General features: G+C 37.9%; 12 protein-coding genes and 2 pseudogenes. 10 read left to right on the forward strand and 4 right to left on the reverse strand.

Annotated elements, in window-relative coordinates; all coding sequences use genetic code 11:
• Positions 1 to 104: 104 nt before the first annotated feature.
• The 3 genes from tuf to ppc form a co-directional block, all read right to left on the reverse strand.
• Complete coding sequence (tuf, locus tag DQN23_RS06240; RefSeq protein WP_020917184.1) at positions 105 to 1,301, reverse strand: elongation factor Tu; 1,197 nt, start codon at positions 1,299 to 1,301, stop codon at positions 105 to 107.
• A 313-nt stretch (positions 1,302 to 1,614) separates the two neighbouring features.
• Positions 1,615 to 2,847, reverse strand: a complete 1,233-nt coding sequence (gene ftsW / locus DQN23_RS06245; RefSeq protein ID WP_043895281.1) for a cell division peptidoglycan polymerase FtsW — start codon at positions 2,845 to 2,847, stop codon at positions 1,615 to 1,617.
• 114 nt (positions 2,848 to 2,961) lie between these two features.
• Positions 2,962 to 5,784: a phosphoenolpyruvate carboxylase gene (ppc, locus tag DQN23_RS06250; RefSeq protein WP_111712929.1), complete on the reverse strand. Its 2,823-nt coding sequence runs from the start codon at positions 5,782 to 5,784 to the stop codon at positions 2,962 to 2,964.
• A gap of 311 nt (positions 5,785 to 6,095) precedes the next feature.
• Between ppc and pepF the strand changes: the two genes are divergently transcribed.
• The 7 genes and pseudogenes from pepF (at position 6,096) to DQN23_RS06285 (ending at position 13,059) form a co-directional block, all read left to right on the forward strand.
• Positions 6,096 to 7,895 carry an oligoendopeptidase F gene (gene pepF / locus DQN23_RS06255; protein WP_111712930.1) on the forward strand — a complete coding sequence of 600 codons (1,800 nt, stop codon included), beginning with the start codon at positions 6,096 to 6,098 and terminating at the stop codon, positions 7,893 to 7,895.
• Positions 7,888 to 8,376 carry a glutathione peroxidase gene (locus tag DQN23_RS06260; protein WP_111712931.1) on the forward strand — a complete coding sequence of 163 codons (489 nt, stop codon included), beginning with the start codon at positions 7,888 to 7,890 and terminating at the stop codon, positions 8,374 to 8,376. The genes pepF and DQN23_RS06260 overlap by 8 nt, the downstream gene beginning before the upstream one ends.
• A 138-nt stretch (positions 8,377 to 8,514) precedes the next feature.
• Positions 8,515 to 9,372: a glycoside hydrolase family 25 protein gene (locus DQN23_RS06265; RefSeq protein ID WP_020917189.1), complete on the forward strand. Its 858-nt coding sequence runs from the start codon at positions 8,515 to 8,517 to the stop codon at positions 9,370 to 9,372.
• A 405-nt stretch (positions 9,373 to 9,777) separates the two neighbouring features.
• Positions 9,778 to 10,428: a peptidoglycan recognition protein family protein gene (locus tag DQN23_RS06270; RefSeq protein WP_233422861.1), complete on the forward strand. Its 651-nt coding sequence runs from the start codon at positions 9,778 to 9,780 to the stop codon at positions 10,426 to 10,428.
• Positions 10,429 to 10,507: 79 nt separating this feature from the next.
• Entirely contained in the window at positions 10,508 to 10,993 is a 486-nt protein-coding gene (locus DQN23_RS06275; protein ID WP_058832739.1) for an aminoacyl-tRNA deacylase, read from the forward strand.
• Between the two features lie 24 nt (positions 10,994 to 11,017).
• Positions 11,018 to 11,641 carry a histidine phosphatase family protein gene (locus DQN23_RS06280; protein ID WP_020917191.1) on the forward strand — a complete coding sequence of 208 codons (624 nt, stop codon included), beginning with the start codon at positions 11,018 to 11,020 and terminating at the stop codon, positions 11,639 to 11,641.
• Positions 11,642 to 11,762: 121 nt separating this feature from the next.
• A pseudogene (locus DQN23_RS06285) lies at positions 11,763 to 13,059 on the forward strand (transposase).
• Positions 13,060 to 13,136: 77 nt separating this feature from the next.
• Here the strand turns inward: DQN23_RS06285 and DQN23_RS06290 are convergent.
• A complete protein-coding gene (locus DQN23_RS06290; RefSeq protein ID WP_111712932.1) occupies positions 13,137 to 14,048 on the reverse strand; it encodes an HAD family hydrolase in 912 nt (303 codons plus the stop codon).
• 189 nt (positions 14,049 to 14,237) lie between these two features.
• Between DQN23_RS06290 and lysS the strand changes: the two are divergent.
• From lysS to DQN23_RS09075, 3 genes and pseudogenes are all read left to right on the forward strand, one after another.
• Positions 14,238 to 15,725: pseudogene (lysS, locus tag DQN23_RS06295) on the forward strand (lysine--tRNA ligase); the annotation flags it as partial.
• 65 nt (positions 15,726 to 15,790) lie between these two features.
• A complete protein-coding gene (locus DQN23_RS09305) occupies positions 15,791 to 16,189 on the forward strand; it encodes a methionine--tRNA ligase subunit beta (RefSeq protein ID WP_233422862.1) in 399 nt (132 codons plus the stop codon).
• Between the two features lie 214 nt (positions 16,190 to 16,403).
• Positions 16,404 to 16,580: a DUF6019 family protein gene (locus DQN23_RS09075; protein WP_167394765.1), complete on the forward strand. Its 177-nt coding sequence runs from the start codon at positions 16,404 to 16,406 to the stop codon at positions 16,578 to 16,580.
• The last annotated feature ends 22 nt before the right edge of the window (positions 16,581 to 16,602 follow it).

The following is a 16,602-nucleotide window of genomic DNA, read 5'->3' on the forward strand; positions in this document are numbered from 1 at the left end:
ATAATCATGAAAGAAATTGCAAAAAAGAGCCCTTTTCGGGACTCTTTCCACAATTACTATCTGACTAATAATTGTTATCTGGGAACTTAATTAATTAACTAAAATTAAGCTTCGATTTCTGAAACGATACCTGAACCAACAGTACGTCCACCTTCACGGATTGAGAATGTAGTACCTTGTTCGACGGCGATTGGGTGAATCAATTCAACGTCGATAGTAACGTTATCACCAGGCATTACCATTTCAGTACCTGCTGGAAGTTCGATTGAACCAGTAACGTCAGTTGTACGGAAGTAGAATTGAGGACGGTAGTTGTTGAAGAATGGAGTGTGACGTCCACCTTCTTCTTTAGTAAGAATGTAAACTTCACCCTTGAATTTAGTGTGTGGGTGGATTGAACCTGGTTTAGCAAGAACTTGACCACGTTCGATTTCATCACGTTGGATACCACGAAGAAGAACACCAACGTTATCCCCTGCAAGACCTTCATCAAGTTGTTTACGGAACATTTCAACACCAGTAACAACAGCTTTTTGGATGTCCTCACGGATACCAACGATTTCAACTTCGTCGTTGACTTTAACAGTACCACGGTCGATACGTCCTGATGCTACAGTACCACGACCAGTGATTGAGAATACGTCTTCGACTGGAAGAAGCAATGGTTTGTCAGTATCGCGTTCTGGTTCTGGAATGTATTCATCTACAGTGTCCATCAATTCCATGATGATGTCTTCGTAGTGAGTGTCCCCTTCAAGGGCTTTAAGTGCTGAACCTTGGATAACTGGAAGTTCATCACCTGGGAAATCGTATTCTGAAAGAAGGTCACGGATTTCCATTTCAACCAATTCAAGCAATTCTTCGTCATCAACAAGGTCAATTTTGTTCATGAAGACGATAAGGTGTTTAACACCAACTTGACGTGAAAGAAGGATGTGTTCACGAGTTTGTGGCATTGGACCATCTGTTGAAGCTACTACAAGGATAGCACCATCCATTTGGGCAGCACCAGTGATCATGTTTTTAACGTAGTCCGCGTGTCCTGGAGCGTCGATGTGAGCGTAGTGACGTTTAGCAGTTTCGTATTCAACGTGTGCAGTGTTGATTGTGATACCGCGTTCGCGTTCTTCAGGAGCAGCATCGATAGAAGCGTAGTCTTTTGGTGTGTTAACTGCGCTTGGAAGACGACGAGCAAGAACTGTTGTAATTGCAGCTGTCAAAGTAGTTTTACCGTGGTCAACGTGTCCAATTGTACCAATGTTAACGTGTGGTTTACTACGATCGTATTTTTCTTTTGCCATTTGGGTAAAAGCCTCCAATAAAATATATTTTATAGATAGACAGTAGGCAATACAGTCTAACTTTACCTTACTATTTTAACAAATTATGCAAGAATTGCAAGTATTTTACTGCTTAATTTAAGATTTCTTCATTTCGTAAGAGTGTGAATAGGCAAAATATAACTATTTTTGCTTATATTTACATGAAAGAAATTTCCATTTTCAAACTTTTTTCCTTCTTTTCTAACAAAAAATCTCCTAATTTCTTAGGAAATTTCTATTATTAATAAAAACTATCTAAATCAATAACGTTATCTTCTTGAATTTGGGTAAGTCATTGCTTGGCTTGTAATTCTGCTTCTGCTTCGCGGTAAATTTCTTCACGTTTTTCATTAGCATCAATATTCAAAACAAAACCAATTGCTACCGACAAGACTAATACACTATTTCCTCCCTGTGATAGGAACGGAAAAGTAACCCCTGTAGATGGAATCAATCCTGAAATACCACCAATATTAACGAAGGTTTGCATTAGAATCATTCCTCCAGTCCCAAGAGCAATCATTGAGTTAAATGGATTCTTAGCCTTGATTCCGACATGCATGATTCGCAAGATTAGGAAAAATAGCAGAGCTAGGATGAGGCTTGCTCCAATCATACCAAGTTCTTCCATCACAACTGGGAAAACAAAGTCTGTAGTTGCTTCTGGAAGATAGCCACCTTTTTCAATGGAATTTCCAAGACCACGTCCAAACCAGCCACCATTACTCATCGCATAGTATGAATGCGCCAATTGGTGTCCTGAGTCAGACAAATCTTTAAATGGGTTATAAAAAGCGCTGAAGCGCTTAGCAACATAACCAAAGACTGGAACTTTACCCATCTTATCAACCCCGACAATAGCAATTATCCCAAGAAAGACTGTTGAGAAAGCTGTAATGGTAGCCAGAATGGCTGAAAACCAGCGATAACCAACACCACTAATTGAATACATAATCAAACCAGTCAAAACGACAATAGCTGCATTTCCAAGGTCAGGCTGCGCTGCAACCAAAAGAACCATAACTAATGAATACACGCGCCAGTCTTTCAAATCACTAAGCTTGGTTGGCCACCATTTACGCTTAGTCAAAGCCTGATAGTCATATGTCGAAATCAATTCTTGACGCCTTGCAAAAGTAAATGCTAAGAACCAAACAATGATGATTTTCAAATACTCAGCAGGCTGGAAACTAATAGGACCAATAACAATCCAACCATGGGCACCATTGACGGTCTTGGTAAAGAAACGTGCAATCAACAAGAGCACTACTTCTATCATCATGGTCATTGTCAAAACACGAGAGTTTTTCAAAAAGTTTAATTTTAACTTATATATAAAACCAATTGCAAACAGACTAATTATCCAAAAAAAACCTTGGTTCAGCACTGACGCAAATGGGTTCACTCCATACTGCACCAGCGTCGCACTAGTGGTTGAGTAAACAACAATCAGTCCAATTACTGAGAGGATTAAATAAGGCACTAGGATGGAATAATTTAGGAGATGCCTTTTATCAATTTTCATAGAGTCACCTATAATATCTTCGAATTTATCATATGACATTATATCATCTTTCTGGACTAAAAAAAAGTCAAAGTCTGAGAACTTAATCCCAGACCCTGACCTTGGTTAAACATATCAACCAGAATTACGTAATCCTGTGGCAATACCGTTAATTGTAGTATGAATGATTTTTTCGTAATCTTCGTCCAACTCATCATGGCGCAAACGTTTAATTAATTCAATTTGAATGTAGTTCAAAACGTTAAAGTATGGGATACGGTAATCCAAACTTGCGCGAAGTGATGGATTTTCTTCCAACAAGTTATCGTGTTTTTCAATTGCCAAGATAACATCTTTTGTCAATTGCCATTCGTCAAGAATAACATTGAAGACATTACGAACTTCTTCACTTTCTGCCAATTTAGAATATTGGAAAGCAATATTCATATTTGATTTAGACAATACCATGTCTACATTTGAAAGAAGTGAATGGAAGAATGGCCATTTTTCATACATGTGTTGAAGTTTTTCAAGGTTTCCTTCTTCAGCATCGATGAAATGTTTGAAGGCTGAACCAACACCATACCATCCCGGGAACATGATGCGACTTTGTGACCATGAGAATACCCAAGGAATTGCACGAAGACCAGAGATTTCTGTGATTGTCTTACGAGCAGCTGGACGTGAACCAATGTTCAAGCTTGATACTTCTTTAATTGGAGTAGCTTCGAAGAAGTAATCGTAGAAATGTGGATTACCAAATACCAAGTCACGGTAAACGCCATTTGAGTATGTCACAATGCCATCCATTGTTTCACGGAAAGTATCGATTTCATCTGGATTTGTAATCATACGAGTAACGATACGGTCAACTGTCGCTGAAAGCAACATTTCAAGGTTGTAGTAAGCAACGTCTTTATTACCGTATTTGTTTTCGATGATTTCACCTTGTTCTGTCAAACGAATGCGGTCTTTAATAGAACCAAATGGTTGTGATGTGATTGCTTCATATGATGGACCACCACCACGACCGACAGTACCACCACGACCATGGATAAATATCACTTTAATACCACGTTCTGAACCGATATGAGTCAATTCATTTTGAGCTTTGTAAAGTGTCCATACAGATGATAAGTAACCACCATCTTTGTTACTATCTGAGTAACCAAGCATGATTTCTTGGTAACCTTTGTTAGCTGTAACCCAACGACGAACGATATCATAATCAAGGAATTCTTCCATGATACCACGTGAGTTTTCAAGGTCTTCGATAGTTTCAAAAAGTGGCACGATTTGAACACGCGCTTTTTGATTATCAAGAAGTCCAACTTCTTTAAGCATGATAGCTAATTCAAACATATCAGAAACACTTTCGGTGTGTGAAATAATGTGTTGTTTGATAACTTCATCACCTAATTTATCTTTAAGGTAACGAGCTGTTTGGAAGATAGCCAATTCTTTTTGAAGTTGTTCTGATTTTTTAGCATTTGTTGATGACAATGTACGTGGGTCTTCTTGCAATTCTTTAAGAAGGACTTTAACTTTTTCTTCTTCAGAAAGAGCGCTGTAATCATCAACGATATTTGCTGATTTCAACAATTCTGCGACACAAGCTTCATTGACGCTTGAATCTTGGCGCATATCGATTGTTGCAAGGTAGAAACCAAAGACATCAACAGCTTGAAGCAACTCGCTAAAGTCACCTGTCAAGAGAGCATCATCTCCATTATCAAGCAATGATTGTTTGATGGTGAGCAAGTCGTCTTTAAATTCTTTAGCAGTTTTATAACTTGGAATTTCATCTTGAAGTTCTGATGAAACTTTATTAACTTTGTTTTGCAAATATTTAGCAATAACACTTGCGTTGTTAGTGCTTGCGTAAATGTCTGAACCAAGTTTACTATTTTCAAGTGCACGACGTGAAATAGTTGGACCAGCTTTCAATTCAATCAATGTTTGAATCAATTTTGATTGGATGTAGTTGAAAGCTTTACGGTATGGTTCGTTTTCACGATAAATTGATTTATCGCTTGATAATTCTGCCAAACGTTCAACTTCAGGGCTGATTTTAGTCAACGTTGTTGAAAGTGAGAATGTGCGATAAAGACCTGTCAATTTTTCAATGTAGTAATTGATGATCACTTCACTTTGAACAGTAGCTGACAAACGAAGAGTTTCAGCAGTTACGTATGGGTTACCATCACGGTCACCACCAATCCACATACCCATTGTGATAGGTTTTGGATTTGTTAGGTCGATACCTTTTTCAGCAGCCAAGCGTTTGTACTCTGACGTCAACTTAGTAATCGCTTGAATTAAGGATCCATTGTAATATTCCATTACATTGGTAATTTCATTTTTTACCTTAAGTTTTTTCTCACGAATGATGTCCGTTTGCATGATGATTTCAATGTAACGGCGTAAGTCAGTGTACCATTTATCGCGATTAACTACTCCTGCTTTCACATCACGATATTTACGCAAAAGGTCGTGAATATGGTTTGTTAATTCAAGAACCGTTTTACGTTGAACTTGTGTTGGGTGAGCAGTCAAGACAGGTACAACATTTACGTTTTCAAGGATTTCTTTAGAGTTTTCGCTTTTTGAAACCATGTCAACAGTCATAGAGAGTTTGCCAAGATAATCCTGATTTGTATTATTTTGGTAGTTGATTTCATAAGCAAAGTCAACGTCTTCAGAAATGTTGATTAACAGTGGCAAAATTGAAAAATAACGAGACACAACAACCATCTCTTCGTTGGTTAACTGAGCTACTAGTTCTTCAAGTTTGCCGTATTCATCACTTACTGACAATTCAACAATGTTTTGAATTTTAGTGAATACCTCATCACCAACCATTTGATGGGTTGTTTCATCGAGTAAGCTTTTTAGTACTTTGACTTCCTCGGTAATGATCGACTGGGTATCATTGTTCTCCAGTTTTTGGATTGTCACACTCTTCACTCCTTTTTTGTTCGGATTTTAATCCTTTATTACAAGCGTACTACTTAATCATACCACTTTTTAGGGAAAATGTAACCCAATTTCTATAAATTGCACATTATTTTATATAATTTTCTGACTTTTTTAAAGAAACTTGTTAGCAAGAATTCCTGACAAAGCTTGTTAGATAAGTAATCTCACCGCTTTACTAAAAAACAAGATTGGCTAAAAAATTTTTTTAGAAAAATAGTGACTCTCCTTTCAGTTAACCGCTTTTTTCTGCTATACTGTTCCATAATAATGTTATAAGAAGAGGTAAAACCATGGAATTAAAACAACGTTCTGAATTTTCTGAAAATGAACTGTGGGATTTAAGCGCTCTTTACCAAGACCGCGAAGATTTTCTACGTCACATTGAAAAGACACTAGAAGATATTAATCTTTTCACGAAAAACTACCAAGATAAACTTTCAACTGTCGATGACTTTACTCGTGCGCTCTATGAAATCGAGCAAATCTACATCGAGATGAGTCATATTGACAATTACGCTTTTATGCCACAAACGACAGATTTCAGCAATGAAGAATTTGCTCAAATTGCCAAAGCTGGAGCTGATTTCTTTACAAAAGCTAACGTAGAGCTCAGCTTCTTTGACACTGCTCTTGCTACTGCTGATTCTGATATTCTTGATGCTCTTGAAGCGAATCCACATTTTAGTGCAGCCATTCGTCAAGCCAAAATCAAGAAAAGTCACTTTATCTCACCAGAAGTTGAAAAAACATTGACTAATCTTAGCGAAGTTTTCAGGGCACCGCAAGATATTTACACTAAGATGCGTGCAGGTGACTTTGAAATGGACGATTTTGAAGTTGACGGCAAAATCTATAAAAACTCTTTTGTCACTTATGAAAACTTCTATCAAAACCACGAAAATGCTGACGTTCGTGAAAAAGCCTTTCGCTCTTTCTCATCTGGTCTTCGTAAGCATCAAAATGCAGCTGCTAGCGCTTATCTTGCCCAAGTCAAATTTGAAAAACTTATCGCCGATATGCGTGGCTATGACTCAGTCTTTGATTATCTTTTAGCTGAACAAGAAGTTGACCATGCCATGTTTGATCGACAAATCGACCTTATCATGACTGAATTTGCTCCAGTAGCTCAAAAATATCTCAAACACGTTGCCAAAGTCAATGGTCTTGATAAAATGACGTTTGCTGACTGGAAACTTGATTTGGATGCTGAACTTAATCCTGAAGTTACTATTGATGACGCTTATGATTTAGTTATGAAATCTGTGGTACCTCTTGGTCAAGAATATGCAAACGAAGTCTCTCGTTTTAGAAAAGAACGCTGGGTCGATTTTGCTGCTAATGCTAACAAAGATTCTGGCGGCTATGCTGCTGACCCTTACAAAGTTCACCCCTATATTCTCATGAGTTGGACAGGTCGTATGTCTGACGTTTACACACTTATTCATGAAATCGGGCACTCTGGTCAATTTATCTTCTCAGACAATAACCAAAGCTACTTCAACACTCACATGTCAACTTATTATGTTGAAGCCCCATCAACTTTCAATGAACTGCTTTTAAGTGATTATCTTGAAAAACAATTTGATAATCCTCGTCAAAAACGCTTTGCTCTAGCGCATCGTTTGACAGACACTTACTTCCACAACTTCATCACACACTTATTGGAAGCTGCTTTCCAACGTCGTGTTTACAGCTTAATTGAAGAAGGAAAAACATTTGGCGCTGAACAGCTTAACAGCATTATGAAAGATGTCCTAAATCAATTCTGGGGTGATGCTGTTGAAATCGATGACGACGCTGCGCTTACTTGGATGCGTCAAAGTCACTACTACATGGGACTTTACAGCTACACTTACTCAGCTGGTATGGTGATTTCAACTACTGGTTACCTTAACCTGAAAAACAATCCAAATGGCGACAAAGATTGGCTTAATTTCTTAAAATCTGGCGGCTCACGCACACCGCTTGATACCGCAAAATTAATCGGTGCTGATATCTCAACAGCTCAACCACTGCGCGACACTATCCAATTCTTAAGTGATACTGTCGACCAAATCATCGCTTACACAGAGGAGCTCAACCATGACTAATCTCTACGACTTTACCGTCAAAGCTCAAGACGGCACTGATATTTCTCTTTCAAAATACCAAGGCAAAGTTCTTTTGGTAGTTAATACAGCAACTGGATGTGGCTTAACACCTCAATACGAAGGCTTGCAAAACCTTTACGATACTTATCATGACAAAGGCTTTGAAATTTTAGATTTTCCTTGCAACCAGTTTATGAATCAGGCGCCTGGAACTGCTGATGAAATCAACACTTTCTGCACGCTAAATTATCAGACTACATTCCCACGTTTTGCTAAAATCAAAATCAATGGTAAAGAAGCCGATCCACTTTATGATTGGCTAAAAAGTCAGACAAAAGGTCCTCTTGGCAAACATATTGAATGGAATTTCGCCAAATTTCTCATTGACCAAAACGGAAATGTCGTCAAACGTTTTTCTTCTAAAACAGAACCTGAAAAAATGGTTACAGAACTAGAAAGCCTTTTCAAACAATGTCCCTAAAAAAGCTTTTTACGTAGGCTTTACTGGCATTGCTAGCTCTCCTAATGTCCATAGATAATTTGTTAAAAAATATGACAAATTGATTACAAAATGATCATTGTTTTGATTTTTGATTCTTTTTACGCTAAAATATGACTAATGAGAAGACGATTAAAACCAATTGTTGTTGTAGTTTTCTTTGCCCTGTTTGGGCTGCTTCTCGTGATTGGTAAAAATCACTCTGACGGCTTACGAAAGCAACAACTGGCTTCGGCTAAGGCTTCTATCCCAACTATGAGTAGCTCAAGCACGACACCGACTACTACATCAACTTCAGAAACTGATGAAGAATTCGTTCTTAATCCGATTATCGACGTTTCAGGTTGGCAACTACCAAATGAAATTGATTATGACACTTTATCTCAAAATATTTCCGGTGCTATCGTACGTGTCTATGGAGGGTCACAAATCAGTAAAGATAGCAACGCTGCCTATACAACTGGTATCGATAAATCGTTTAAGAAACATATTAAAGAATTTCAAAAACGAAATGTTCCTGTAGCCGTCTACAGTTACGCCCTCGGAAAAAGCGTCAAGGAAATGAAAAATGAAGCAAGAACCTTCTACGAAAATGCTTCACCCTACAAACCTACTTTCTACTGGATTGACGTTGAGGAAGCAACTATGTCAGATATGAATAAAGGTGTACAGGCATTCTTAAGTGAATTAAAACGACTTGGAGCTGAAAAAGTTGGTATCTACATTGGTACTTACTTCATGACTGAGCAAGAAATCTCTGTTGACGGTTTTGATGCCGTATGGATTCCTGCTTATGGTTCTGATTCTGGTTACTATGATGCCGCTCCACAAACAGACTTGGATTACGATCTTCATCAATATACATCACAAGGTTACCTCGGCGGATTTGATTCTGCTCTTGATTTGAACCAAATCGCCGTTACCAAAGATCGAAAAGAAACGTACGAAAAACTTTTCGGAAAAGCTGATAACAAATAAAGGACTAGCATTTGCTAGCCTTTTATTTTTCTTTAAGCCAATCAAACTATAATTTAGGCATGTCAATAAAGAAACATCTCTCTCGGAGGAAACGATATCAAAAATCAATTTACCTAAACATTTCTGTTTTAGTCATTTCCTTTGCTGCACTTATAATCATTTTTTCTAAACTATTCTTTTCGGGAATTATTACCCACGCGCTAGATAACGACTTAGATTTGTCATCAGCTAGTAACTACACTACACACTACATCTCAAACGGACACTGTCTCTAGCACCAAAGCCAATATTTACACCAAGAATGGTTCAAGTACCAGTCTTTTCAAAGACACTGAACTGGCTATCGATGCTTATTATTACAAGGCTAAAATCAATCAAAAAGAAGTTACCCTTGCAGAATTTGACATGAATGGTGAAACTTACTATATCGACACCAAAGATATTTCACTACAACAAACAAACGCCATCAACCAATACATCGCTGAAACTCTAGCTTATTCACACAGCGAGATTACAGATAGTATTGAAAAGAGCTTTGAACAAAGCGCTTATAAAACCTCTGATAGTAAACCTCGTGGAATCATTATTCACGATACTGGCGTTGATGATTCAACTATCCAAAGTGAAGTGAACTATATGGTTCAAAATTATGATGAAAAAGGTATTTTTGTCCATTCTTTCATCGACGACGCTACCATTCTTCGTATTGCTGATGAAAATTACGAAGCTCAAGGCGCTGGTGCCAAAGCCAATCCTTACTACATTCAATTTGAATTAACACATGGAACCTCACAAGACAGCTTTGCAAAACAATTAGCCAATGCTGCTTATTACACAGCGTACATGCTAAAAAAATATGACCTTCCCGTAACACTTGGTCAAGAAAATAGCGACGGTACTATTTGGATACACGAAATGGTTAGCAACTACCTTGGTGGAACTGACCACGTTGACCCAACTGATTATTGGTCAGAAAGTGCTAATGATTATTTTGGTAGTGATTATGACGTTGAAGATTTTGTCGAACTAGTCCAAGCATATTACAACACACTATAAAATGTGCAAACTTGTACCTTTTTTTATTTTTAGTACAATAGTAGGTGAATAGAATGAAATAGAAAGATTGAGAGGGAAAATGGCAAAAAAAGTAAAACTTAAAAAGACCTTGGTCGACCAAATTTTAGATAAAGCCAAAATTGAACACGATAGCTTAGCCATCAACGCATTGAAAGACGAGCTACCTGAAGGCATTGAAAAATCAGATATTTTCAAAACCCTAGCCTTGACTGGTGACAAAACTGGAACACTTATCGGAATTATTCAAATTACTGAGCACCTTTCTGAGAAAAAACTAGCTAAAGTTTCTGGCAATAAAAAAGTCAGTATGATTCCACAAAAGAATCTTCAAAAAACAACAGGTTACATTCACGGGGCAAATAATCCTGTCGGCATTCGTCAAAAACACAATTTCCCAATTTTTATTGATAACCGTGCTCTAGAAATGGGAACAATGATTGTCTCTGCCGGTGAAGTTGGGCGCTCAATCCGCATCAATAGCCAAACCTTGGCAGATTTTGTCGGTGCAAGCTTTGCTGACTTACGCGACGACTCACACCAATAATGGTTTAGATTAGAAGGTACAAGAATGAAATTTTATTTTGTACGCCATGGTAAAACACAATGGAATCTCGAAGGGCGTTTTCAAGGAGCAAATGGCGACTCCCCACTATTAGAAGAATCTATTCGAGATCTTGAAAAATTAGGAGACTACCTAAAAGATATCAAATTCGATGCTGTCTTTTCCAGCGATTTAAAACGTGCCAGTGATACTTGTAAAATCATCATGTCACGCAACAATTATCCAAAGGCTATCAGTTTTCAACCAGCGCTGCGCGAATGGCATCTTGGAAGACTTGAAGGTAGTAAAATCTCAACAATGACTGATATCTATCCGACACAAATGGATGCCTTCCGTCACAATTTGGCGAAATTTGATAACGATATTTTTAATGCTGAATCACTTTATCAAACTATAAAACGTGTCGAAGGCTTTATCCGTTCAATGAAAGACCAACCTTACCAGCATGTTCTTCTGGTTGGACACGGCGCAAATTTCACAGCGTCAATCAGAAGTTTGCTCGGTTATGAGCCTGCGGTTCTACGCTCTAATGGTGGCTTGGACAACGGTAGTGTTACCATCATTGAAACCTTTGACTTCGACCAATACACTTGTATCAAATGGAATGATACTTACTACAAAGAAAAATAATGGCTCTATAATTTCTGTAGTGGGTAAAATCCTGCTAAGAAGTTATGGAGCTTTTGAGTATACAAAGAGTCCCATATGACTTAAAATTTAAAGCAACGAAACAATAAATAGAAAGAATCATATGAGGCAACTCCATCATCCTACAGAATTAATCGGAATTAAAGACAAAATATCACTTTAACTAAAGTTTTTCAACATGAGACATATATTGAGGTGCAAGCTACGTTTGATTACACTCCTCCTAAGTGTTGCCATTGTCAAGGAAAACAAATCAAATACGACTTTCAAAAGCCTTCTAAGATTCCTTTTATTGAAATTGGTGGAATCCCTAGTCTTATTCGTTTGAAGAAGAGAGGATTTCAATGCAAAGACTACCATAAAGTGACGATTTCTGAGACCTCCCTTGTTCAGAAAAACTGTCAAATCTCTGAACTAGTGAAGCGGAAAACAACTCAACTCTTACTTAATCGAGAAGCTTTAACGCACATCACTGAAAAACTTGCCCTCTCTACCTCAACTGTGTATCGTAAGCTTAAACAATTTCAGTTCAAGGATAACTTTTCAACCTTACCTGAAGTACTGTCTTGGGATGAATTCTCTTATCAAAAAAGAAAAACTAGCTTTTATTGCTCAAGACCATAACACGAAGAAAATCATTACGATCCTTGATAACAGACGACAAACAACCATTCGCAATCACTTTTTCAAATACTCTAAAGAAGCTCGAGAAGGAGTAAAAATCGTTACTATGGACATGTCTGGTAATTACATTCCTTTAATCATGTTGCTTCGCTCTCCAGTTTCTAGGCTCAGGCTGAAACAGTCTATTCCTAGACTGTTTCACTCCCAAATACTAAAATTGTTCTTGACCGTTTTCACATTGTCCAACACATGAACCGAGCACTAAAACAGACACGTATTCAAATAATGAAACAATTTGAGAAGAAATCTCTTGAATATCGTGTTCTAAAATATTACTGGAAACTCATTCAAAAGGATCGTCGAAAACTATCGCCTAATGCCTTTTATTCAAGGACTTTCAGAGAAACGTTAACGCCTAAAGAGTGTTTAGACAAGATTTTTAAACACGTTCCGCAACTTGAAAAATACTACAACCTTTATCAATTACTTCTTTTCCACTCACAAGAAAAAATATCGAACAATTTTTTGGATTAATTCAGGAAGCTTTGCCTCAACTTAATCATCCTTTTAAAATAGCATTAACAACTTTCATTCGGTATCAGAAATACATCACTAATGCCACTTCTAATGCCAAACTTGAGGCAAACAACAAGCTCATCAGAGATATTAAACGAAACGCTTTTGGTTACAGAAACTGTAACAACTTTAAAAAACGCATTTACCTCGCTTTGAACAGCAAAAAAGCGAGAACAACAATTGTTCTCGCTAGAGCTTAACTTTGCCACCCACTACAGTTGACAAAGAGCCAAAATAATTTAAGTACAAAAAATCTCTCCTTATGGAGAGCTTTTCTTTATTTACTGTGTCTTACGTATTTCATACGAAGAATTTTTTCTTGTTGTTTATCCAAACGAAGTAGGATAACAACTCTATCAATACTCATGTTACTTTCAAGCAAACGTTCTGCTGCCATCATCAATCCATTGTTAATTCCTACTTCAAGGATTGGGTTTTTCTTGTCATTGACGTCAAAGATGAACTTGTTATCTGGAAGGTCAAAGAGGACTTTTACAGCTCCAAATAATTGTTCAAAGTTATCGATAGCCACATCATAAACTGGTTTGATACCTGGTTTTAAGCTACGACCGCGGTGGTTAAACCACATTGAGTGCCAGCCACCATTGAAGGCACCGACAACGTCGTTATCGTAAGAATCACCGACGTAAAGTGTTGTTGCAGGGTTCATGTCAAATTGCTCTGCAGCAAGATTGAAGATTTCTTTTTCAGGTTTTTGAAAACCAGTTGCTTGGCTGACAAGGACACGTTTAGGGTCAACGTAGTCGTAAAGACCAAGTTTTTTAACTTTTTTCAATTGGTGTTCAGTTGGACCATTGGTGATGATTCCCATTGGAACACCTTTTTCTTTAAGAAAATCAAGCGTCATGCGCATTTCATCAAGCATTGTGATGTTTTCCAATTCTTCTTCGTAGATTTCTTGGAAGTGCACACCAGTCGCTTCATCAATTTCGCGGTAACCAAATTCAAGCAAAGTTTCTTTACAACGCCAGAAGCGGAAATATTCAGTTGTCCATTCACCAGCCATAACACGTGGGAAGCCAACATCTGAATAACGACGGAAACGAATGTAAGCTTGATTGATTTTACTCATATCAAAATCAGGGAAACATTTCTCAACGGCAATGCGATAAGGCGCTTGTTGGTCATAAATCGTATCGTCAACATCAAAAACAATTGAAGTAATCATGAATCTCTTTTCTCTCTAAGTTATTTTTACCGTCACATATTATACTATTTTTTGGCTTTCTTTTCAATTAAAGTCATTTCTGTAACTGGAAACACTTTCTTCCTCAAAGCCTCCTCACACAAGCAAAAATAAAGTGAATTCTAGCGCCATTTATGTTACAATAGGAAAGAATATATATTGGAGGAAAACATGTCAAACGAACACATCGAAGAATTAAACGACCAACAAATCGTGCGTCGTGAAAAAATGGCCGCTTTGGCTGAACAAGGCATCGATCCTTTCGGAACTCGATTTGAACGCACAGCTACTTCTGGTCAATTAAAAGAAAAATACTCTGACAAAACCAAAGAAGAATTACATGAAATTAACGAAACAGCTACTATCGCTGGTCGTCTTATGACTAAACGTGGTAAAGGTAAAGTTGGTTTTGCACATATCCAAGACCGCGACGGTCAAATCCAAATCTACGTCCGTAAAGATGCTGTTGGTGACGAAAACTATCAAATTTTTAAAAAAGTAGACCTCGGTGACTTCCTCGGTATCGAAGGTGAAATCATGCGTACAGACATGGGTGAATTGACAATCAAAGCAACTCACATCACTCACTTGTCTAAAGCACTTCGTCCACTTCCAGAAAAATTCCACGGACTTACAGACGTTGAAACAATTTACCGTAAACGTTACCTTGATTTGATTTCAAACCGTGAAAGTTTTGAACGCTTTGTGACTCGTTCAAAAATCATCTCAGAAATCCGTCGTTACCTTGACGGACTTGGTTTCTTAGAAGTTGAAACTCCAGTCCTTCACAACGAAGCTGGTGGTGCTGCTGCTCGCCCATTTATCACTCACCACAATGCACAAGATATGGACATGGTTCTTCGTATCGCTTTAGAACTTCACTTAAAACGTCTTATCGTTGGTGGTATGGAAAAAGTGTACGAAATCGGACGCGTTTTCCGTAACGAAGGTATGGATGTTACTCACAATCCTGAGTTCACTATGATTGAACTTTATGAAGCCTATGCTGACTTCAAAGACATCATGGACATCACTGAAGGTATCATTCAACACGCTTCAAAAGCTGTTAATGGTGACGGTCCTATTTCATACCAAGGAACTGAAATTGCCATTGACCAACCATTTAAACGTGTTCACATGGTTGATGCCATTAAAGAAGTCACTGGTGTTGATTTCTGGAAAGAAATGACTCTCGAAGAAGCGCAAGCTATTGCCAAAGAGAAAAATGTACCAGTTGAAAAACACTTCACTTCAGTTGGTCACATCATTAACGCTTTCTTTGAAGAATTTGTAGAAGAAACACTGATTCAACCAACATTCGTTTATGGACACCCAGTTGAAGTTTCTCCTCTTGCTAAGAAAAACGCAGAAGATCCTCGCTTCACTGACCGCTTCGAACTCTTTATCATGACTAAAGAATATGGTAATGCTTATTCAGAACTTAACGATCCAATTGATCAATTGTCACGTTTTGAAGCCCAAGCTAAAGCTAAAGAACTTGGTGACGACGAAGCAACTGGAATTGATTACGACTACGTCGAGGCCCTTGAATACGGTATGCCACCAACAGGGGGACTTGGTATCGGTATCGACCGCCTAGTCATGCTCCTCACAGACACTACAACAATCCGCGACGTCTTATTGTTCCCAACAATGAAGTCCTCAGATGGTGTAAATAAGAAAAATGATGTAAATAATACAGCTTCTGAAACACCTGAAAAAATGTGAAAACCGAGTCTGAAAAGATTGATTTTTCTAAGGTCAAGATTGAGCCTTTGTTTGAGGAATCGGTAGACTTTGATACATTCAGCAAGTTAGATTTCCGTGCAGTAAAAGTTAAAGAGTGTGTTGCAGTACCGAAGTCAAAGAAACTGTTACAGTTCACTCTTGATGATGGAACAGGCACAGACAGAACCATAATAAGCGGTATTCACGCTTATTATGAACCGGAAAAACTGGTTGGAAAGACTCTTATCGCTATCACAACTCTTCCACCGAGAGCGATGATGGGCATTGACTCTTGCGGTATGCTCCTCAGTACTATTCACGAAGAAGAAGGCGAAGAAAAGCTCCATATTCTGATGGTTGATGATCACATTCCAGCAGGTGCAAAGCTCTATTAAGATGATGTAAAGATGTACCGTTTTACCGAATAGACGGGACGTACTTCATTTGATAAAAAACTAAAAAAACAGTGATTTCTGCATCAATTGATGCAGAAATCGGTGCAAGCAAGAAAAAATCGCATAATTAGTGCAATAAGTGGGCAATTCCAATCGGAGCTGCCCATTTTTAAAACAAACAGAAATACAAATCGGAATTGACAGAGGTAATGAAATGTTTGAAGAATTAGGAATTAGTTTTGGCACAGCACTAATCGTCTTACTTGCATTATATTTTATAATTAAGTGGGCGGTTAAAAACGGAATAAAAGAAGCCTATAGGGATATTACAGGGAAAGTCACTACCGAGGATATTGAGGTAGAACAAATCTGGAACGAAGAGGAAAAATAGTTAATAAAGAGAGGTGCATATG

The organism is Streptococcus lutetiensis, from assembly GCF_900475675.1.
GTDB lineage: Bacteria > Bacillota > Bacilli > Lactobacillales > Streptococcaceae > Streptococcus > Streptococcus lutetiensis.